The organism is Flavobacterium hydatis (assembly GCF_000737695.1).
GTDB classification, from domain to species: domain Bacteria; phylum Bacteroidota; class Bacteroidia; order Flavobacteriales; family Flavobacteriaceae; genus Flavobacterium; species Flavobacterium hydatis.
On the sequence record NZ_JPRM01000042.1, the window covers coordinates 53,706 to 75,464 of the forward strand.

The following is a 21,759-nucleotide window of genomic DNA, read 5'->3' on the forward strand; positions in this document are numbered from 1 at the left end:
TATTGCATTCGTATTCCTAAATCTTTAAGATACTAGACTCCACTCCTACACTTTATAATAATTACTTCTTAATTTATCATAATTCAGTATATTATTTGTAATAAAAATAGTGCTATATTAGCCTACAAAAAACTTATTTATGGTACAAAGTCTGCCAAAACCAGACTTTGTAAACCATTCTTAGAACTTGTATTAAGAGCCAATTTAAAACTACAACAAACACTGATATTTATGTCTGAACTTCTTGGATTCAATGATAAAAAAAAGGATATTGTTTTTGAAAAACTAAAAAAACAACTGGAACAAAATGGTTTAAAAATTGATTCCATTGACAACGAAAATCTTATTCACATTAATATTGAAGGAAATAATTTAGAAATAAGTTTAGAAAACGTAAGGCGTAATTATGAAAGAGACGCTGATGAAAGTCATATTTCGGATTTGGTTCAAACTATATTATCATATTCAGCTGACGTTTCAAATTGGGAAAATTCCAAGGATAATGTCTATATCCAGCTATTTCCAAATGATTTCGATTACAAAGACTTAATTTATGAAAAAGTCTCAGATGAATTTAGTAAAATTTATATGGTAAGCGAAAATGAAAAATTGACTGGCATTACTCAAGATATCTTAATAAAGTGGAACATCTCGGAGTTAGATTTAATTAAACAAGCTGATTTAAATGCTAATAAACTACTAACCAATACCAAGGTTGAAGTTGAAATAATAGAAAACAGAAAGCTTGGTATGATTGAAGTTCAGAAAACATTTCTGAAAAGTTCACTTCTATTTGCTTCAAAAATGAAAGAGAAACTGAAATCCGATTTTGGATTTCCATTTTACGCAGTAATTCCAGTAAGAGATTTTTGTTATATTTTCTCGGAAAAAGACTTTGAATTTTTCGCAAATAGAATTGGAAAAACTGTAGTTCAAGAATATCAAAATTCGGGTTATCCAATTACAACAGAAATATTGTTTTTTTCGGAGAACGGAATAACTGCAGTTGGAAAATACCCTACCGAAAAGTAAAAAATAGCAGCAATTACTAGCAATACCTATATGAAAAATCGCTTAGCACTATTTTTATTTACCATAATTGTAAGTTTTACTTATGCTCAAAATTCAGATAAGAACTTTTATCCCAAAGAAACCCGAAAAGTCGATTTAAGTACAAAAACCGACAACGAAATAAAGCGACAAAACGAACTTTTACAAAAAACTAAACTCACAGGTACAGAACAAAAAGAACTCGATATTTTATTACAAAAATATGGCGAAGTTGTAGAAAGTATGTGGGATGTTGTAGATGGTGGCTGTAGCTGGTATTGTTCGGGAGGAAATTATAAAGTAAAAGCATCCTCGACTCTAAACACCGAAAAAGATACTAAATACCAAGCCAAGAATGCAAATGATCTAAGCTATCAAACTGCTTGGGTCGAAGGTAAAACAGACGAAGGAGTTGGAGAATATTTAGAATATTCTTTTTTCAACAAAAGCCCAAGAATTACCCAAATCATAATTTCTAACGGATATGTAAAGTCCGACGCTGCCTGGAAAAACAATAATCGAGTAAAGAAACTACGATTAAGCATAAACGGAAAAGTATTTGGAATCCTAAATTTAGAAGATACCAAAAACGACCAGATATTCGAACTCGGAACTTTTGGACATAACAAAAACGGAACTGACTTAGTTTTAAGATTCGAAATTGCCGAAATCTACAAAGGAGATAAATTTAATGACACCGCTATAACCAAAATATATTTTAACGGAATTGATGTACACTAAGAAATAAAAAATGAAAAAAATTCTTATCCTATTCGCTATTATGCTCACAAATTATAATGCAAAAGCACAAACTCCAAATGATGTAGTGGGTTATTACAAATTAAGAGGCGGAAGCCATTACCTAAAACCCGATGGTACATTTATAATAATAGGTTACGCAACATTAATAACCGGAAAATGGACATTAAAAGAACATGGCGAAGTAAACTTTGTTCCCGATGCTCCTAAAGAATCATTTCAGGTTTATGGAAGACATACTCCAGAGCTAAAAGACAGTACAAAGTTTATGCTCTCAAACGGATTACATGACGAAGAAACATTTATGCATCTTGGAAAACTTAATGCTGTAAACCCAAAACTACAACGCGTTTATGTAAAAGGGCATCGATGTATTAAATTTCCAGAAGTATATACTACAATTAAAAAAGCAGATACAATCTCATTTTCTTCCATACCTTATTCATATTCAGAAAACAAAAATTACAAGCCTACTGTTTATACCTTTTATAATACCCAAAAATTCAATGACTTTATAATAAATCACTTTGAAGATAAAGAAAACCTTTATCCGTTTTCTTATCTCTATAAAGATGGAGGTTTATATTATTCTAAACATTTTGGAGAAAAACAAGACTTAAATGATGCCTTAACTGAATCTGAATTTGCACGAATCTCAGGCATCAATTTTGAACCAAATCTTATATTGTATACACCAAAATATAAAAGCTATGATGAGGATATCGAAAACGAACTGTTTAAACTAAACTATACTTTAGATGAAAAAAGAAACGCTTACATAAACCATCTAAACTATGTAGCAGGCGAAGAAAAAACCGAAAATTATGATTACAATAATACCAACTTACTATATATCTATAAAAAAATAGATACATTTATTAAGTTCCAAAGTACATTTTTAATCGAACAAAAATCAATTTTTAAGGATCATTGCAAAGAATAAGATTTTAATACGTCTTGAAAAAAATTGCAAAACAAACATTACCCCCCCCTATAAACAACTAATTAACAGGTTTTTGTAATTACTCGTACGCCGTCTTATAATAAGTCGAACTCATTTTAATCTAAAAAATGCGTTCGACTTTTTTTTGTCGTACGTATTTCATGATTATCCAACGCACATTTGTATCAAATAACAATAACCAATAAAAATTTAGAAATCATGAAAAAATTAATCCTTATCGTTTTATTAGTATTACCTCTAATAAGTATTGCGCAAAAAGCAACCATTAAAACTATAGTTGACAGTGCTGCAACCAAAATGATAGAAAAACCTTTAATAAATTCTACTTCAATCGGAATAGTATATCAAGGACAAGAATACATAGGACATTATGGCGAATTAGAAAAAGGAAAATCAAATGCACCAACAGATAAAACAATTTATGAAATTGGTTCATTAGGCAAAACTCATACAGGTACATTAATAGCCAAAGCAGTTTTAGATAAAAAAATTAATCTAGATGATCCCGTTCAAAAATATTTAAGCGAAGATTATCCTAATCTAACATTTGATAACCACCCAATTCGTATAAAAGATTTAGTTACCCATACAAGTGGCTTGCCAAATATGATCCCATTAAGCGTAAACGAAATGCTGAAAAACTTCACTAAAAAAGAAACACCAGCAGACCTTAACAATGCATTAAAAAATTATACTCAAAAAGATTTTTTTAGAGACTTACATCAAATAAAAATTGATACCATTCCTGGATACAACTTCTCTTATTCAAGTGCAGGAATAGAACTTTTGGCATCAGTTTTAGAAAAAGTCTATAACAAAAAATTTGAAGTTATACTAAAAGACTATTTTGCCAAAAATGCCCAGATGAATCGTACAATGATAAATTTATCTCCAGAGGATCAAAAAAATCTTGCAGTAGGCTATCATTGTGCTTTTAACGAAATCACTTCCCAAATGACAACATTGCCTTGGGGTGCAGGCGGAAACATAAAATCTACCGTTCCCGATATGGTAAAATACATAAAATACCAACTAAAAAATGATGCCGTAATAGCCGAATCTCACAGACCATTAGTAAAAGTTAATGATCGTTTTAGTTCAGGATATTGCTGGCGAGTAACAAAAGATGAAAAACTAGGAACGTTATATATGCATCACGGAGGAGTTCCTCGCTCACAATGTTTTATATATATAATTCCAGAATATAATTTGGGTGTATTTATTATAACAAACCAAAGTGGCGAAAACACACCAAAAGATATGAAAGAAACTCTAAACGAAATATTCGAAAAGATTCAAAAAATCAAATAATCGTTTAACAACAATCGGGATAAAATTTAATAATACAACCTAAAATCGAGGTGTTTGCAAAGGTCATAATATTTTTGGTGTAGTTCTTCAACAATCTCAATTACATCATCTTCCTCCTGACACAAACTAAAGAAAGCTTTATCAAGCGTACTACTACTTGTTATTTTTTTAAGCGCAGTACCATAACCCTAAATGGCACGTGCGCCGGTAATATCAAGAAAGTATTGCGCTTCTTCCTCGCTTAAATCTAATATTTTTGCATTGGCAAAATGTAAAATTTTACCTTTCATTTTGCCTTCAAAAATTTCGGCTATTTCCTCCAGACTATAGTAATAATCATTAAGACACACATTATTTCCTTCGCCAGGCATTACCAAATATATTATTTCATAATCCTTAAAGTTGTGGTCATCATAAAGCAACGCATTCAAACTATCCTCTAAACCCTCAATCGTATCACAAGTCTTATGAATACTCGAAATACCCTGTTCAAAAGCCAGTTGTTCTAAGTTTTTAACAACTTCGGTAGTTAAGTCAATCTCTACATCGGGAACAGCCTCGAGGCAGAAAATAAATTTATCATAATCCATACAATTATGTTTTTGTAGATAATCAATTTACCACAAAGGTATATTTTATTGAGGAAAACAGGCATTAAATTAAAAAGACATTTTAGCCAAATTTGGAGCTTTTTCCAGCTATCCGCTATATCTTTTCATCTCGAAAAAAACGAGATAAAAAGGATGCCGCTTCTATCTGGGCTAGGAATTGATACCTATTTTAATAGTCTTCATAAACACTTATTCTATGCTTAACAATATCGTAAATATATAATTCTCCAAAGTAACATCCGAGAAGATAAAACTTACTTTGTCTGTTATGAAACACAACAATAAAATCTTCTTTCTGTTTAAATTCTTTAAATAATATTTCAGAACCATTTAATATAAAACCTTCGTTATAAGAAATCGGGTCTCCAAAACTATAACCACTCTCATACCTCTATAATATTTTTACTCTCTCGGGCATCCAAGTATATCTATCAATTATAAAAAGTATAAAAAATGTAATAATTGCTACTTTTATGTTTCTACTTTTCATGATTTTTTTAACCTCTTTGATATGCAAATCTAATTAAAATTACATTTCTACAAGCTTCTATATTCATAGCGATAATACTCATTTGTAATCGATACTACTAATAAAAAATTAGTGTTAGTTAAGGAGTTGTAGCATCAATATAATATAAACCTATTAAATTTTTAGTAGTATATAAATCAACAATTGAATCTCTTTCTAACTCGATTGTTTCACCATAAAACTCAACTCCACCGATATTGATGGGAAGTCTTTCATCATCAGAAAATAAAGAGACTAATTCTAATTTATAACAATTTCCTTTCTTAATTCTTTTAAATCTTTTGATAATTGAATCATTTTTGAGTGATACAATTTTATATAAAGATTTATCTTTTTTTGCATAAATCTTATAAACATTATTTAAAGAATCTATTCTTATAATTTCATAATTTTCCTTCTTAGTCCCTTCCCGAAAGTCCGCGTCCCAAAATAAACCCATAAAAAAGAATATAACTAAATACTTCATTTTCTTTAAAATTTATAAATTCCTATTTTACTTTCTTTTAGTTTGTAGTAATAAATCTATACATTACTTTCTAGTAAAAATAACTTTATATTAGCTAAATAAAAACAAATATACATCTAACCCAAATTAGTCTAGTATATAAATCATATGCAAACCATTATAAAATATTTTACATGAAACCACGTATTTTAATCTTAGCATTATTTTTAGCGTCACAATTTATTATTGCACAAAACTCTTTAACTTTTGATAAAAAATTTGTGCAAAGCGAAGATAAGTGGGTAGTCTTTCCAATGACAAAAGATAGTACGTATATGTTTGGTTTTATATACATCGATCCAGTCGCTGGTCTTACATTTGACTTAGAAGGTGATTTTAAAATTAACTCAAATGGAAGATTTATTACTTCTGGAAATAAGAAAGAAAGCTCCATTAAAACAAGATTACAACCTAATAATACGTTGATTGCCTTTATACCTGAATCTAAATTTTCGGAACTTAACATTCCAAAAACTCCCGAATGGCTTCAAGCATACAAAACAAATGAAAATTCGATTGAAAGGTTATACAACTGGGGTTATATGTATAATGGATGGAATGAGTGCGAAAAAGCGCTAGTTTATCTCGAAAAAGCAAAAAACATTAATCAAAATTATAAAGGTTTAAACGTAGAATTAGCCTTCTCCTATAATTGTTTAAAAAGATACCAAGATGCGATTCTTGTTTTACAAAAAGCAATAGAAAGCAATCCAACTGATTCTTATACCAATAAAGAATTGATATACGCTGAAGTAAAATCTGGTCAAATAGATCTAGCTATTAAATCTTTTAAAAGAGCTTTAGAAATCTGTAAAGACGAGACCTATAATGCTGAAAATTCATTTCAAATTCTTCAAGCTTATTTTTTACAAAAAGATGTTATAAATTTTGAAAAATGGTTAAGCGAAAACCATAACCTTTTATACAAAAACCAAACGCTCCCTCCTATCATTGAACAGATGATAACTCTAATCAAAAAATAGTAAAATAAATTACAATCATAAAAACTTCTTAAGAAATTAAGGAGTTTTTTTATGCTTAAAATTTATTAAAGTTAAATCCATTTATAATAACTCTCTGATTTAAGTCTTTTTATTGTGATTAGCTTTATGGCTCTGAAACATCTTCACTTTCCTTTATAAGTTTTAACCCCTTAATTGTATCTTTTACAATGTATTTACCTTTTAAATAATGATATCCAAGGATTCTCTTGCATTCTTCATTACCTCTTTCAGCTCCTTTTCTCAAATATTCTAAAGCCATTTTCCTTGTTTCTATGTCTAAATTTTCTAGCTCCGAAGTACCCAACTTATGATCTTGACTTGTTAATGCTTCATAAACATTTAGATAGGCCAAATGATATTGATATTTATTAGCCATAATTAAAGCCGGATAAAGAATACCTTCAATAGGATAATCCATATAGTAATTATTTAAATTATAATATGCACAAGTATCTCCTTTAGTTAAAGCCTCTTTTATATAATAATCTCTATCGCTTAAAGTCATATTATTCATTGGAGTACTTTTCTTTTTATCATTGCAACCAACTATAAATATTACAAGAAATACACTTCCTAAAATTTTTTGTTTTGTGTTCATCCCTCCAAATTTAAGGCATTATACCTCCTCGTGTTTTACTCCAACCGGATAATAATTGTTTTCTTCTAGAAATTCAATATCTTTTTTCTTCTTATTTTGGGTTAGCCATGACGATATTTAAAATTTAGTATAAAAAGCTGTTTTATTTAAATTACTATCATATAAAAATAATACCTTAAAGTAACATCCTATCAAGTAAATTTCTTTTTCTAAAACAGGATTGTCTTCGGTTTTGTTACGCGTAAATTTTATTTTTATTAAAAATGAAGTCCTGGTTATAAGCTATGGGGTCACCAAAATAACTACCTCCATCATACTCCCAAACACCTTGAAGTCTATGCTCCATAAAAAATAGTCTATCAATTAATAGAATAGAAAGTAAAACGCTAAAAAAAATTAAAAACTTCTTTTTCATAATTATTTCTTTGTTTCTCTTTGATGTGAATATTCTGTTAGTTTACCATTTTGATATATTGCTATTGGATAGCTTGAACTTATCTACAACTAACTTTTTTTCTGCTTTTAATATTATAAAATACAGGGCAACGTAAGCAATTAATACAGTAATTAACCCCATCAAAACATTCTCTGGATAAAATAAAATTTTCTTTATAATATTATCAACTACTATAAAAGTCATAATACCTACCAGAGAGGATAAAAAGATAATTAACTTATTTATTTTCGAATCAACTTTAATTATTAGAATAATACTGAAAATAATCATTAAAATAAGAGGTATATTAAACGTAAATAAAAGATACTCTTCGATTTTGACTTTAAACCCTTCTGGTTTAAAATCCATCTTATGGAAATAATCATCAGATATTACCAAATACATCAACAATAATAAGCTCACCAACCCTCCAAATAAGTAAATTTGAATGTAGTTTAAAACAAACTTTAATACTTTTTCTTTCATAAATTATTGTTTGATTAATCTGATTCACTTTGTACATATTCTCTTCTCCAAGAGTTATGTGAACAGAACTATCAATATGATCTGAAGCACTATTGGGTATATCCTTCCTACTACGTTATACCTTGCTACTATTTCTTGTCTTTTTCCTCTATTACAACAACCTTTTTAGTAACTCTAAATTCATGGGTAATAATCCTATCCATGGGTTCTCCGTTTTTGACTTTAGCTCCATTCTCAATCATAACTTCATCGATTATCAAACCATCTATATAATTTAAACCTAACTTATCAAATCGAATATCATATAAAGGAATCAATCTGTTATTTCTTGCTCCAAATGTATCTGTTACTATTTTTTTTAAAGATTCATCCCCATAATTTATGTCTTGATTTTTTAAATATGTAAAATAAACGTATCTGATATTTTTAATATCATCAAAACTAGTCGTAATAGTATCCAAATCATCTTTATAATTTATTTTTCCATCATAAAGCTCATTTACATATACTGTATCAGGAAAAATAATACTTATTTCTGCATTTATATTTTGCTCATTTTTCACTGTCTTTTTCTCATCCTTACATGAAATTAGCAGTAAAAAGCTTATCATTAAAAAAAATTGTAGCTTATTCATGGTTTATAGTAATCTAATCTTTGTTGAAGTTCTCTATTGTTTGAATTTCTTTCTTCTGCTGCTCTTAAATATTTTTTACGATTAATACCGATTAAACCTGTCTGAGAAGGATTAATTTATCTACCATAAATTTAATTTATTTGATATATAAATAATCCCTAATAGTATAAAAGCAATACCTCCTGCATAACCTTAAAGTTTATACTCACTAATGGATATGAAGGTGGTCTTTTTGACATAAAAACAATAATCACTATTCCAAAAATTATCATTAAAACTCCTATTCCTATATTTTCTATCACTTCCATAATTTATTGTTTTTTTGATTCCATTTACCGTAACCGATAAAACCAGTGCTGTAATTGCACATATTCGAACGATCGAGTACATTACCTCTTTTAATCAACTACATACACCTCTTTCGAGAATAAACAATCACTTGTTCTTAATATCATTTTATCTGGTGGTATATTTTTTTGGTTTTTCAAAAATTTATTATCTCGTATGACTATATTTAGTATTTGCTTACCTTTTTTTTCAAAAACAGCTTTAAACTCAAATTTACCCGTATTTAATGTATCAACATAAGACAATAAACGATTATTATTTACTTCATTATAATTGGCAAGTTCTTTGTTTATACTAGTTGATAATACAAGTACTAAAAACCTGCTACTAGTTATAGTAGAATCAATATTACTCACATCATATTGAAGTTTACCATCAATAACTTTATTTACTTTTACAGTATCAGGAAAACTACTAAACAAAATTTTACTTTTACTTAAATTATTTTTTAATGCTTCTTTTAAATTTTCATCATTTTTCTTATTACACGAAATAATAATCAATGCAATAAATACATATCTATTTATTTTAAAAATTTGTTCCATGTTTTTTGTTGTCTGCCCGATTGTTTCTTTCAATAACATAAACCCCCCTAGTTAACCTAAATTTATCAGTAATAATTCTTGTCATAGATTCACCTTTATCATTTTTAGCACCATTTTCTATCATCACTTCATCTGTTATAAATCCATCAAAATAATTCAATCCTAACTTATCAAACTTAATATTATATAATGGAATCATTCGATTCGATTCTGCTACAAATGTATCTTTCGCAACCTTATTCAAATAATCATCTCCATAACTTTTATCTTTAGTTATTAAAAAAGCATATTCTAAAAATCTTGCCTTTTCTACATCCTCAAGACTTGTTGTAATAGTATCTAAATAATTTTCATAATCTATTCTTCCATTATAACTCTCATTTACATATACTGTATCAGGAAAAACTAGTGTTATTTTATATTTATTTTTAGCTGCCTCTGTTTCTTCCGTTTTTCTTATTTCCTTTATTTCTTTTTTACAAGCTATTAATAACGAAAATACAATTATTGAAAACATGATTTTTCTCATAATTACTGATTATTTATAATAGTCTATTTTTTTTTGAAGTTCTTCGTTATTCGAATCTTTTTCTTGCTCTGCTCTTCTAGCATTCATTTTATTCATTCTTGTTATAACTTCCTTTTGAGAAGGACTCACGGATGTATCTTTTGTTTGTTTACGAACTTCAGACTTATTCCAGCTTTCTGTACTTGTAGCACTGGATTTTTCTAATTTCATAGTTATCATTTCACCCTCAGGAGTTGCAGCAGTACTCATTGTTGATGAGTTACCTTCTCCACCACCTTTTATATCAGGATTACTAGTATCTAAAACGGCAGCAATATTAGGAATATTAGTATCCGGCCCCCAGACATCTGTTAATCCTACTACAACGGTCATATCAACTTGTGGTGTATCTCTTTCTCCTTCAGGGGTAACCAATGCACCTTTTTTTCCTCCATCAGCAGTAAAACTTACTCCAAATCCTGAGCCTTTTACTGCCTTTTCTGGTTTTCCTATTTTAATGTCAGGAGTTATTTTATCTAATATGTCTCTAGCTTTTTGAGCAACCATATTTCTGGTATTAGAAACAACAGTACTTACTTTATTTGAGACATAATTTTTAACTGCTGATGTAGCTTTGCTAATTAAACTTGTAATTGGATTACCAACCCACATCCCATCAGGGTCAACAAAATACACAGAATTATCCATTGCGTAATTATATGGTGACCATCTACGCCCTTGTTCTGCTAGCGGGTCAATATTCATCCAACGACCAATTGCAGGATCATAATTCCTTGCGCCGTAGTCGTAAAACCCAAGCCCCAGCTTGTCTTGCAGCTCTTTTCCATTGTACTTATATTTATAACCAGCTTCTAAATTTAGGGTATTATACCCCTGATGCTTCAACCCAAATGGGTAGTAATTATTTTCTTCAAGAATTTCAACTTTTTTTGTTGTTGGATTCTGGGCTATTAATAACAACAACCTTGTGTATTACCCTCTCTTCATTTTCTATTAATCTTACAAGCTCATTACCTTTTAGATCTTTTTTATTCTCATTAATGATAACAAAATCATTTATAATACCATCAATATAATAGATGCCCGTTTTTGTAAATTTAATATCATAAATAGAAATTTCTTTATTGTTATCAGCTCCAAATTTACTAGCAACTTTTTTTAAATGTTTATAATCAGGATCTGGCTTATCTACAATTGTTAGATAAAAAATAACGTATCGATTCTTTTTTTTATCATCAAAACTTGTAGTAATTGTATCTAACATACTTTTGTATTTAACCATCCCGTCATATAATTGATCTATATAAACTGTATCAGGAAACTCTATTTTACAATCTATCCGTTTTCGAATATCTTTTTCAAATTTCTGTTGTTGGTTCGGAATTTCTTCTTTTCTTTTGCAGGAAACAACTATAAATTGTAGTACATATACAGTTACTATTATTATTGAAAATCTTTTGTTTAACATATCTATTTTACTTAATTATTTAGTAACCTAATTTTTTTTTATGTTCAATATTTTTAGCTCTAGATTCTTTAGCTGCTCGTAATGAATCCTTTGTATTTAAAAGATTAACTACTGATTCATTCCCTTTTATTACAGATGTATCTCTAGGTTTTCCAGCAAAAGGAATAGATTGACTAACTCCACTTGGGTCAGGTGATGTATAATCATATCTTTGAGCTGTTATTGTTTCAGGTTCACTTGTATTCATCGTACTGACGTTAGTATCTGTTTTTTGTTTTCTACTACTTCCATCATTACCTTTGAGCCAATTTACAAATTTTCCAAATAACTCTCCAACATCAAATAAAGTATTAAAATCATGCCCTGGATGACCTATAGCCCCTGAGCCCCTGTCATTTCCTAGATCACCACTTCCTGTAACGGCATCTCCTCCAACTCCAAATATTCTTATACCATCACTAGAGGGGCTACTATAATTATCCGATGACGAAATGCTTCCATCAGCATTATAAAATAAATCATAGGTGCCTGCATCGTTAGAAACTGTTTGAGTATCTGTTGGTCCTACATAACTTTCTCCTTCTTTCAATTGTGAAGACGGACTATCTTTAGTAAGATTGGGATCATAAGTCATATTTCCATTCGCATCTTTTTTCCAATCATCTGCCATCATCCCGTCAGGATCAATAAAATAAACTGGATTATTAAGAGCGTATGTGTAAGGGCTAAATCTTCGAGATTTTTCTGCCAACGGGTCAATATTCATCCATCTACCAAGAGCAGGATCATAATTTCTAGCTCCATAATCATAGACATTAAGGTCTAACTCGTCTTGCAACTCTTTTCCGTTGTACTTATACTTATACCCAGCCTGTAAATTATCAGTATTATACCCCTGATGTTTGAGACCAAAAGGATAATAATTGTTTTCTTCAAGAATTTCAAGACCATTTTTTTTAGCATTCTGAGCATAGCCTAATCTTACATTCCCTAAATGATCCGTATAATTAAATACGTAACCTAAAGTATAAATAGCTGGATTAGTACTTGTATTTCTTACATATCCTTCTGCTGTCGGGAAAAACTGTAAAACATCATTCTTGTATTGAAAACCATTTAAATATTTAGTATTAGTTACTACTCCATTTTCAGTTACAATTTTCTCTACTTTTTGCCCTGTTGCGTTGTAAATATAAACAATCGTATTTCCTGTTCCAAATGTTATTTTGGTAGGTAAGTTAAGATGGTTGTATTGTATTTTGGTAATGTTTTTATTTTGATCTTTTATCAGGTTCCCGTTATCATCATATGCATAATCATCTTCGGTATCGTTATACCCATCGCTATCATCTTTAAATCCTTGTGGGTTATTAGATGTATCGGTTACTTTCATAAGCTGGTTAGAGTTATCAGCATAGAAATACCCTAAATTATCCATATTATCTACATAAGGATTACTGGATGTTCCAGCCATAAACTTACGCTGTAATCGGGTTATGTTTCCGTTTTTATCATAATCCATATTCTCTCCAAAATAATTTTTATTGTCTGCGAGTTTTGGAGTCTGATAGGTTGCATTCTTAAGGCGATTTAATTGGTCGTATTGGTAACCATACCCACGAATAACTCCTATACCATCTGAACCTGCCGCCCAGAACGTTTCGGCTATATTACCATTATAAAGCGCTTTTGCTACCGTTACATTTCCCTCCACTTTATTGTAATTTATCTTAAAAGCAAATAAATCTTTAGGATCGCCGCCCTTTTGTAAATTCTCAATGTCATTTATTCCTGTAAGCCAGCCTCGTACATTATACTTATAGTCTATTTTCTGGAAAGGGTTTACTTTACTAATGCCTATATTTTTACTCATAAGCTGTCCTAATGCATCATAGGTATTATCGGCAAAAAATTGTATTTCGCCAGCATTTACCTTATGATTATTAATAAGTAATCTATCTTGTGGTGAATAAGTATAAACTTCGTGTAAAGAAATCCCTTTATTGCTCGAAGAAACTTTATGAGCAGTTGACATATAAGTTGTTTTTCCATTAAAATCAAGTCCTTTTTCGATAACATTATAACCTCCCAAATGATTAGTTACATCGTTTCGAAACGGTCTATTATAAGTATCATAATACATAATATTGGTTTCAAACAAAGCCGCCGAGATCGTTGTGATTACTCTTTCTCTCTGGGATGTTAAGAGGTGCTTGTTATAATTATTTAATGTAAGTAGTTTATAATTGGTTGGGGCAACAGTATTACTATAGCTAACTCCAACACCATCAATGATACTTGATACTTTTGTTTCAAATAACTTTGTAGCTTTATTTTGTGTGTCCTGCAAAATATATCGCCCCCCACTATTAGAAGTTGTATTCTGCCAACCTGTATATACTGGCATCCCAAAGGCATCGTATTTGGTTATTAACCACCCCACAGCGGTATCATCCTGAAAAGGAGAATTCGCTGGTCCAGTAGCCACAACTCTATTAAGCTTATTGTAAACAATAAACTCCCATTGTTTTCCTGGTAGCTTTTTCTCGACTAATCGATTAAGGTTATCATATTTATACTGGTAACATAAGCTATTAAGAATTTCATCAGTAATAACTCCATCGGCTTTTGGAGGAATCACATAGGTTAAATTACCATACTCATCATATACATAATAGGTATCGTGTTTTTTGTCTAACTCATAAGTTCTCTTTAAAATAAGCCTTCCTTCTTTATCAGTGAATTCTACTGTGCTTCCGCTTATTTCAGAGAGATTTGCTGAGGAATTTTCGTCATAAGTAATGGTTTTGTACAACTCATTTTTGTCATAATACTTATTATCCCAAAAAGCTATATCATACAATCCTGAAGAAGCATTCCAGATTGTAGCAGCCTCTAATAACCGCACCTCATTTGTAGTATTTGTTTGATAATCCAACTTTATCTCATGACCACTACCCATTGCCCAATCGTTTCCGGGTGCGGCTTGTTTTAAAACACGATTAAGTGGTGAATTTTCGAACTTTTTCTCTGTAAAAGGATTGGTAGTATAGTCATATTTTTCGGTCGCATACAACGTTTTTGTAATATTAATTGCTGTTTCCGCTTCTATCTTTGGATATTTATTGTTAGAATTAGGTAGTGAAAAAGGCAAATACTCTTTCTCTTGCCTACCAAACCCGTCATATTCTATTGGGGTTATTATATCCTCTCCATTACCTCCTTGCCCAATTACAATAGTTTGTACAGGACGCCCTAAACCATCAAAATAGGTTACACTCTGATTCATTTCATCTTTCTTCAACGTTTTGAAATACTCTGCTGTAACTCCTTTTTTGGGTGTAGCTGTATAAATAAAATTATCATCGCTAAAAGCCTGTGCTACTATAGTAATGTTCGAAAATAATAGCAAAATAATTAATGATAAGTACTTTTTCATATTATTTATTTTATGATTAGTTTGTTTCATAAGAAGGTTGCATAATTGTAAATACTACATTCTTACAGTCGTATCCCACGTATTCTGGTAGTTTGATTGGTGGAATATTTGGTGCAAACTCTTGATATTGTTCAGCTTTACAACTAAACTCTTGCCAACATTGAGACAAACCTTCTTGAGCTTGATTATCGGCATCATCCTGCGAAATAGCAGAACTAAATTCACCCGCTGGGACGAGATAGGCTACTTTTACCATACCGAGGTACTCCGAAAACATATTTAAATAACCACTTAGTTCATTGCTTTTATAAATACAACTACCGTTAGCATTTGCATATGCTTGCCCATTCTTGTCTATATCTGCTTGCGCTAATTTATCTGCCTCTGCCTGTGATATTTGAGAACTATATTTTCTGGCTGGAACGGTATAACGTGTAGGGTCTGCCATTATTCCTATCTTACAATTGTTTTTAGTGAAAAAAGCACTTTTTTCGGCATTTTTATAATTACAATTTATTGCATAATCAACATACTTTTGCCCTTCATAATCTAAGAATGCCAAGGCTTTAGCATCTGCATCAGCCTGAGAAATAACAGAGGTAAACATTCCTGCCGAAACAGGATATTCATAAGTCCCTATTTGTCCTAAAGGACAAATAGCTTTATAAAAAGTTTTACTCATAGCGATATTATAATATATTGGAGCAGCTTCTAGCGAAATATCCATAAACTGTCCTTTATAATTATAGAAATAGGCTTGTAAAACATTCAAGTCCTTATCTTTAATAAACTTTAAACGATTAAATTCATCATAGTCATAATAAGTATTTAATTCTTGTGCGTCTGTGATACGAGTTACACCTATTAAAGGTTTATACATATAACTTGTAATCTTGGTATTACTTAATCCTGAATAATTATAAGTAAACTTATTTATCGCTGTAAGCATGCTCGCATCAGTTCCTATATATGAAGAAGCGTTTTGTACTTCGGTAATCAAACTTATAGGTATACTCTTATAAGCGATATTATCTAACTTGGCAATAGGCAATGTCTTATCATATCCCCATACTATAGATGTGGGAGTTCCTCCATCTTGAGTATATTGCAAGAGATTCCCTTTATCATCATAAAAATCATAGGATATTTTTTTGTCAGTAACAGGATTTAAAGCTGCCGTTCCTTTGTTTTCTAATATATAACTTGGTAATAATAGATTACTAGTAATAATACTTTTATCATAAACCGTTTTTTGTTCAGATAGTTTAATCCCTCTTCTAAATGTTTGTACATCTAGTGCTGTTTCTATCCTGTTTTGAACAATTAATTCTTTTACAAATGGCTCGTTTGCCATTTGAGAATCTTGCGGATAGAAATATTTGGTTTCGAGTATTTCTGCTTTGGAGTTAGTTGTAGATTGAGAAGTCAACTGAAGATGTATAGGATTGCTATATTCGTACTTTATTGTTGTTTCTATTGGATTTAATCCATTAATATCAAATTTTTTAGATATAGATGATTCCAAATAAAACCAGTGCGACTTTGTTGCATATTCTACAATACTCAAATAATCGACTGATCCTACAATTGAGAAAAGATCATTGAAATATTTTCGAACATTATACCCCTTTACCTCATTTTTATAAGAAAGGTCAAGCTTATATTTATTTTCAGTCTCGGCCACAACTACAAATGGAACTCCAGCATTTTTTTTCTGAAGTACTTCTGATCTTCTCTCGAGCCCATTGTCCCATCCAAAATTAGTAAGTGGTGCACTTTTAATATCTACTGTTCCTAAAATTTTACTACGGCCATTGATTTCATTATCAACAATTATTGGTTGTCCCTTACTATCTAAATTGTCAACCCAATTGTCTCTATGCACAATAAATTCTTTCATTTCTCCGCCATTCTCAAAATCATCTCCACCTTCACTAATTGTTACATATTTATAAAAACAATTACTACTACCAGTGTCAAACAAAGAAATTATACTACTAGAACTAACCACAAGATTACTATTATCGACAAAACTAGTCCCCAATGATAAGCCTCCTCCATCATTTCCGCACAAAGTTCTTAGTAGTTCTATATCAACATAAAGTGGTGTTTTACCTTTATCTCCTGAAGACTTATTAAGATTGTCCTTATTGCCATAATAATACCTTTTGTAGTTGGCTTTGGCTGAAGCCTCTGCGAAATCTGCGGTTGACTTAATCCGTACTCCGCCTGTTTCTATATTTGTACTTATCGCATCTGGGGTGGTTGCGTAATACGTATAATCTACCATTGCCGAAACACGGTTTCCGTTTTTATAAAAAGAAAGCGTATAGGTTTTGCCTGCCTTAGCATCAAAATAAAATTCATTGTCTACAATCTGTTCTGGCATACTATTTATAAAAATAAAACCACCACTATCATGATAGTAAGGAGTGCCAAACTGAGTCTCTTGATAAAATCTAGGACAATTTTCTTGAGGGTCAGCACAGCTTATTGCTATTGAAGCAGTAAAGTGCCCTGTATTGCCAGGATCTGGTATTAGATTACCATACGGATCATAACGAGGTGCTTGTGGACTTACGTATTTTACACTACCTATAAAACTAATTTTTTGATCAATTGGTGAGGTAATTGTATAGGTTTTATCTTCTTTATCTGTATCTGTATAAGATCTTACTTTACGTACATTTGTTTTTACAGGGTAAGTCGTTTTCTCTCCCCAATAGGTATTGCTCTCGTAATCGAATTCGGTATATCCTTTGGTGGGATAAAATATTTTTTTTAATAATCCTATTTTAGCAAAATCTGCATTTGGTTCTTTATCGGCTCCATTGTACTCCATATTGTTTAAACCTATATCATAATCATTTATATTTTTAGGTACTAAATTGGTATTATAATCCTTACCATTATAATACCCCCAGTGATCTTGACTTGTTGCAAGCCTTTTAGGAAAACTAGTCTGATTTATATACTCAAAAACATAATTTTTACTTGGATTATTAAACGTGATATTTTGTAAAAAAACGCGTGCATTAGTTGTCTTTAAATAATTGAATTTTATTTTTTCAATCAATGTACCACTACCATTGTATTGGGTGATAGTTTCTATTTTGCCGTTTCCGTCTACTTCTTCATTAATCCCCGAAGCTGTATAAACAAAAGTTACATACCCATCAATTATGTTATTGCTGCTTATTTTGTTTATTCGTTTGCCAATAACTTTCATATTATAAGCTACAATGCCACTAAGCGCTAGACCGCTAGTGTATGGAGTAGTAGCATTACAACTATTTTGCATCGCAGGATATGACATTTTAAGTGTTTGAGAATTAGAAGCAGTATAATCCATATTCATTTTCTCATAACTAAGATAAATCTCAGCCCCGTTTGGGTGCACTATCTTAGTTAAATACCATGCCGTTACACTGGCATTTACTACTGAATGTCCCTCACCTTGACTCCTAAAAGCTGTTGTTTCCTTTTCGGTAAAATAATATTTAACACCATTGGTTGTTGTTAATAAAAAATCGGTGTTATTGGTAATTCTCTCTATTTTAATCTTTTGATGGTTTGTTAAAATAGGGACATTATTTTTATCATATATAAATTTCCCTGAGTTACCATTAAAATTAAAAGAATACAAATCTTTCTCTGTATCGGCATTATCCTGCCCTGCTGCTTTATAAAAAGCTACTTTTTCAGCATTAGATGCATTATAAAAATTATCGGGTGGATAAACCATTGTTTGTAGATCATCGGATTTATCTCTTACTGTTCGGGTAATAACACCTCCAAAATTAAGATTCCAGCCCAATCCTACATTCGAAGCAACTTCATCGACCTTGATTCCGTTAGAGCCATAATAAAGTGACATAGGAGATTCTAAATCTTTTGTTTTAAAATTTATTAATGGAACGGAGATATTTGCTGCTCCTGTAAATAATCCAACTGGAACGTTACCGTACTTCCCTAATTCTCCTGCGGTAGGTGATGGAGGTGTTATATTAGGCAAGAATTTGCTATCGTCTGATTGTGCAACACCATGTATTGTAAAAATAAATAACAAGTAAAATACCTGTTTAATCCTGTTGCATGTATGTATCCTATTCATAATATTATTCTTTTTAATTCTTCCCTCTTCTTATTACTTTCACGCCATCACTTTGTACATTGGTTTTTATGTTTACTACATAAATTCCTTCGGGGTAACGGCTTAAATCAATAGGAACGGTTCGGTCTGTAATTGCGAACTGCAGGAGGATGCGTCCCGCCATATCTACAACCGTAGCCGTTCCTTTTTCATACTCATATCCTATAATAATATTGGTAAATGTTACTACTGGATTAGGAATAGCTTCTATCCCTTTAGATTTAACTTTTTCAGGTTTAGATTTATCTTTTAGCTTGACTACCCAAAAATCATTACCACCTATAGTCGACCTTTTCTCTTTGGATGTGCCAGAGTTTGATGTTCCTGCCATTAAGTATCCTCCATCACGGGTCTCGAATAATTTTTGTAGCACATCATCACCATTACTACCTACATTTTTCTTCCAGATTTCTTCGCCTTTGTCATCAATTTTTAAAGCATTGTATCCTGCTTCTTTGTTTTTATTGACAAGTCCTGCTGCTTTACCTGCAATTCCGCCACTATTGTATTCATTTTCGTTTTGAGAATAACCTCCAATTAAATAGGTCTGATCTGGGTTTTCGACTAGTGAAGTCAAAATATCTGTTTTGCCAAAATCGTAGGTTTTACTCCACTCCACATCGCCTTTTTCATCTAGTTTTAATACCCAATAATCGGTACCATTACCTACCATACCACCTAAAGAAGTTAGCGGACTGGTACTATTTGAGTTTCCTCCTGCTATATAGCTGCCATCTTGAGTTTGGTGAATTACATATAACTGATTGTCTCCATTACCTCCGTATGTTTTTTGCCATTGAATTTTACCTACATTATCAATCTTTATAATCCAATAATCACCTATACCGTTATTGTGTTCCGATTTATCTCCAGATTGTGGCGAATTCGAATATCCTCCCAGTATATATCCTCCGTCTTGAGTTTGTTCCATGCTTCTTAATATATCAGCATATTCTCCTCCGTATGTCTTTTGCCATTCAACGACTCCTGCTTTATCAAGTTTTACAATCCAGTAATCCATATTACCACGACTACTTTCTGACTTAGTATATAAATCAGGTTTAAAATTCGATGATTGAGTGTTTGTTTTCGTCTCATCGCTTATTTCTGGGCTCGAACTCGATGATCCTCCTAGCATATATCCTCCATCTTTTGTATGGAAAGCACATAACAACTCATCCTGACCACTACCACCAATAGTTCGCTGCCATTGTTCCTCTCCTTTAGCATCTAACTTAATTACCCAAAAATCGGTACCGCCTTTGCAAGCATCTTTTTTCTGAAAATCATTAGGAGAATTAGACGTTCCTGCCAGAATAAAACCACCGTCTCTTGTGTTTTTTATACTTTGTAACAAATCAAAACCACTTCCTCCAAAGCTTTTTTGCCAAACTAGTTCTCCATTTTCATCCATTTTCCAAATCCAGTAATCCAAATCGCCATTATTATTGTCTGCTTTATTACCCGTTTTATTAGATAAAGAGCTACCAGCTAGTATAAAACCATAATCAGCTGTCGATTGCGCATCAAAAAGATAATCGGCATGAATACCACCATACGATTTTTCCCAAAGGATGTCTTGGGATTGCATCAATAGTGGATAAATAAATAGAAGTAATAAGTAATATTTTCTCATGTTTCAAATTGCTTAGTTGTACAATATTTTTGTAAGTAAAAACTTCAAAAAAGACAATATTAGGTATAGTTTATTTAAAAAGCAAGGTTTATGTAATTATTTTGTAATAAACAAGTTACAAAAAATTACAACGATTGAAATAAAAGTAAGAATAATCAATATTTAAATAAGAATTTACGACAAAGAGTATATAATTTGTGGAAAAAAAATAACTGCAAAACGTGCAAGAGTTTTACTCAAAGAGTACAAAGTTTAAATTAGTGCCAATTCGTGTAATCTGTGGCAGAAAATTAACCACAAAGAGAACGTAAGGGCTTTACACAAACACCTCATAATTATTAGTAATCAAACAATTAAATAAAAAAATATCAGAAAAAATTTTGCGCAGTCAAATAACTGCACTATATTAGCAGTCAAATAACTGCAAAATGGAAATTCGTAGAGATGTATTTCAGGCAATTGCCGACCCTACTCGCAGGGCAATATTAAGTCTAGTTGCTATTCAGGCAATGACTCCTGGTGCAATAGCATCAAATTTTGACTCATCGAGACAAACTATTTCTAAACACATACAAATACTCACAGAGTGTGAGTTACTGAAACAAGAACAAAATGGAAGAGAAATTTATTATCACCTTAATCCCAAGAAGATGAAAGACGTATCCGACTTTATCGAGCCATTCCGCCAAATGTGGGAAGATCGATTTAATAAATTAGAAACAATAATGAAAAACTATAAAGACATTATCTAAC

Annotated in this window: 16 protein-coding genes and 2 pseudogenes; 6 read left to right on the forward strand and 12 right to left on the reverse strand. The window is 31.0% G+C overall.

Annotated features, from left to right (window positions below; all coding sequences use genetic code 11):
• Positions 1-231 precede the first annotated feature (231 nt).
• From IW20_RS20845 to IW20_RS20860, 4 genes are all read left to right on the forward strand, one after another.
• Positions 232-1,032: a hypothetical protein gene (locus IW20_RS20845; protein ID WP_035627063.1), complete on the forward strand. Its 801-nt coding sequence runs from the start codon at positions 232-234 to the stop codon at positions 1,030-1,032.
• A gap of 30 nt (positions 1,033-1,062) precedes the next feature.
• A complete protein-coding gene (locus tag IW20_RS20850) occupies positions 1,063-1,791 on the forward strand; it encodes an NADase-type glycan-binding domain-containing protein (RefSeq protein WP_035627066.1) in 729 nt (242 codons plus the stop codon).
• A gap of 10 nt (positions 1,792-1,801) precedes the next feature.
• On the forward strand, positions 1,802-2,752 hold the full coding sequence (locus tag IW20_RS20855; RefSeq protein WP_035627069.1) for a hypothetical protein: 951 nt from the start codon (positions 1,802-1,804) through the stop codon (positions 2,750-2,752).
• A 219-nt stretch (positions 2,753-2,971) separates the two neighbouring features.
• A complete protein-coding gene (locus IW20_RS20860; protein ID WP_035627072.1) occupies positions 2,972-4,084 on the forward strand; it encodes a serine hydrolase domain-containing protein in 1,113 nt (370 codons plus the stop codon).
• 26 nt (positions 4,085-4,110) lie between these two features.
• On the opposite strand, the pseudogene IW20_RS20865 reads toward IW20_RS20860, so the two are convergent.
• Together IW20_RS20865 and IW20_RS20870 are read right to left on the reverse strand one after the other, a co-directional pair.
• Positions 4,111-4,674 (reverse strand): annotated as a pseudogene (locus tag IW20_RS20865) (DUF6642 family protein).
• Positions 4,675-5,303: 629 nt separating this feature from the next.
• The gene (locus tag IW20_RS20870; protein ID WP_123869508.1) at positions 5,304-5,690 is read right to left on the reverse strand and encodes a hypothetical protein; all 387 of its coding nucleotides are present in this window, start codon (positions 5,688-5,690) and stop codon (positions 5,304-5,306) included.
• A 173-nt stretch (positions 5,691-5,863) separates the two neighbouring features.
• Here IW20_RS20870 and IW20_RS20875 point away from each other — a divergent pair, with 173 nt between their 5' ends.
• Positions 5,864-6,712 carry a tetratricopeptide repeat protein gene (locus tag IW20_RS20875; RefSeq protein WP_035627076.1) on the forward strand — a complete coding sequence of 283 codons (849 nt, stop codon included), beginning with the start codon at positions 5,864-5,866 and terminating at the stop codon, positions 6,710-6,712.
• 124 nt (positions 6,713-6,836) lie between these two features.
• Here the strand turns inward: IW20_RS20875 and IW20_RS20880 are convergent, their stop codons facing one another.
• From IW20_RS20880 to IW20_RS20930, 10 genes and pseudogenes are all read right to left on the reverse strand, one after another.
• Positions 6,837-7,331: an SEL1-like repeat protein gene (locus IW20_RS20880; protein ID WP_035627078.1), complete on the reverse strand. Its 495-nt coding sequence runs from the start codon at positions 7,329-7,331 to the stop codon at positions 6,837-6,839.
• A gap of 457 nt (positions 7,332-7,788) precedes the next feature.
• On the reverse strand, positions 7,789-8,253 hold the full coding sequence (locus tag IW20_RS20890) for a hypothetical protein (protein WP_123869506.1): 465 nt from the start codon (positions 8,251-8,253) through the stop codon (positions 7,789-7,791).
• 128 nt (positions 8,254-8,381) lie between these two features.
• Positions 8,382-8,888 carry a hypothetical protein gene (locus IW20_RS20895; RefSeq protein WP_035627085.1) on the reverse strand — a complete coding sequence of 169 codons (507 nt, stop codon included), beginning with the start codon at positions 8,886-8,888 and terminating at the stop codon, positions 8,382-8,384.
• A gap of 398 nt (positions 8,889-9,286) precedes the next feature.
• Positions 9,287-9,781, reverse strand: a complete 495-nt coding sequence (locus IW20_RS20900) for a hypothetical protein (protein WP_035627087.1) — start codon at positions 9,779-9,781, stop codon at positions 9,287-9,289.
• Complete coding sequence (locus IW20_RS20905) at positions 9,765-10,310, reverse strand: hypothetical protein (protein WP_123869504.1); 546 nt, start codon at positions 10,308-10,310, stop codon at positions 9,765-9,767. The genes IW20_RS20900 and IW20_RS20905 overlap by 17 nt, the downstream gene beginning before the upstream one ends.
• A gap of 648 nt (positions 10,311-10,958) precedes the next feature.
• A pseudogene (locus IW20_RS26985) lies at positions 10,959-11,231 on the reverse strand (RHS repeat-associated core domain-containing protein); the annotation flags it as partial.
• On the reverse strand, positions 11,230-11,778 hold the full coding sequence (locus tag IW20_RS20915) for a hypothetical protein (protein ID WP_051886075.1): 549 nt from the start codon (positions 11,776-11,778) through the stop codon (positions 11,230-11,232). The pseudogene IW20_RS26985 and the gene IW20_RS20915, both read right to left, overlap by 2 nt.
• Before the next feature lie 19 nt (positions 11,779-11,797).
• Positions 11,798-15,217 carry a DUF6443 domain-containing protein gene (locus tag IW20_RS20920; RefSeq protein WP_165571468.1) on the reverse strand — a complete coding sequence of 1,140 codons (3,420 nt, stop codon included), beginning with the start codon at positions 15,215-15,217 and terminating at the stop codon, positions 11,798-11,800.
• Between the two features lie 16 nt (positions 15,218-15,233).
• Complete coding sequence (locus IW20_RS20925; RefSeq protein WP_123869502.1) at positions 15,234-19,331, reverse strand: DUF5977 domain-containing protein; 4,098 nt, start codon at positions 19,329-19,331, stop codon at positions 15,234-15,236.
• Between the two features lie 13 nt (positions 19,332-19,344).
• A complete protein-coding gene (locus IW20_RS20930; RefSeq protein WP_035627099.1) occupies positions 19,345-21,006 on the reverse strand; it encodes a T9SS type A sorting domain-containing protein in 1,662 nt (553 codons plus the stop codon).
• Between the two features lie 428 nt (positions 21,007-21,434).
• Here IW20_RS20930 and IW20_RS20935 point away from each other — a divergent pair, with 428 nt between their 5' ends.
• Positions 21,435-21,758 (forward strand): ArsR/SmtB family transcription factor, encoded by a 324-nt coding sequence (locus IW20_RS20935; protein WP_035627102.1) that lies wholly within the window; start codon positions 21,435-21,437, stop codon positions 21,756-21,758.
• The last annotated feature ends 1 nt before the right edge of the window (position 21,759 follow it).

Coding starts and splice junctions, on each gene's coding strand:
- IW20_RS20845 (WP_035627063.1), top strand. CDS start 232: ATGTCTGAACTTCTTGGATTCAATGATAAAAAAAAGGATATTGTTTTT.
- IW20_RS20850 (WP_035627066.1), top strand. CDS start 1,063: ATGAAAAATCGCTTAGCACTATTTTTATTTACCATAATTGTAAGTTTT.
- IW20_RS20855 (WP_035627069.1), top strand. CDS start 1,802: ATGAAAAAAATTCTTATCCTATTCGCTATTATGCTCACAAATTATAAT.
- IW20_RS20860 (WP_035627072.1), top strand. CDS start 2,972: ATGAAAAAATTAATCCTTATCGTTTTATTAGTATTACCTCTAATAAGT.
- IW20_RS20870 (WP_123869508.1), bottom strand. CDS start 5,690: ATGAAGTATTTAGTTATATTCTTTTTTATGGGTTTATTTTGGGACGCG.
- IW20_RS20875 (WP_035627076.1), top strand. CDS start 5,864: ATGAAACCACGTATTTTAATCTTAGCATTATTTTTAGCGTCACAATTT.
- IW20_RS20880 (WP_035627078.1), bottom strand. CDS start 7,331: ATGAACACAAAACAAAAAATTTTAGGAAGTGTATTTCTTGTAATATTT.
- IW20_RS20890 (WP_123869506.1), bottom strand. CDS start 8,253: ATGAAAGAAAAAGTATTAAAGTTTGTTTTAAACTACATTCAAATTTAC.
- IW20_RS20895 (WP_035627085.1), bottom strand. CDS start 8,888: ATGAATAAGCTACAATTTTTTTTAATGATAAGCTTTTTACTGCTAATT.
- IW20_RS20900 (WP_035627087.1), bottom strand. CDS start 9,781: ATGGAACAAATTTTTAAAATAAATAGATATGTATTTATTGCATTGATT.
- IW20_RS20905 (WP_123869504.1), bottom strand. CDS start 10,310: ATGAGAAAAATCATGTTTTCAATAATTGTATTTTCGTTATTAATAGCT.
- IW20_RS20915 (WP_051886075.1), bottom strand. CDS start 11,778: ATGTTAAACAAAAGATTTTCAATAATAATAGTAACTGTATATGTACTA.
- IW20_RS20920 (WP_165571468.1), bottom strand. CDS start 15,217: ATGAAAAAGTACTTATCATTAATTATTTTGCTATTATTTTCGAACATT.
- IW20_RS20925 (WP_123869502.1), bottom strand. CDS start 19,331: ATGAATAGGATACATACATGCAACAGGATTAAACAGGTATTTTACTTG.
- IW20_RS20930 (WP_035627099.1), bottom strand. CDS start 21,006: ATGAGAAAATATTACTTATTACTTCTATTTATTTATCCACTATTGATG.
- IW20_RS20935 (WP_035627102.1), top strand. CDS start 21,435: ATGGAAATTCGTAGAGATGTATTTCAGGCAATTGCCGACCCTACTCGC.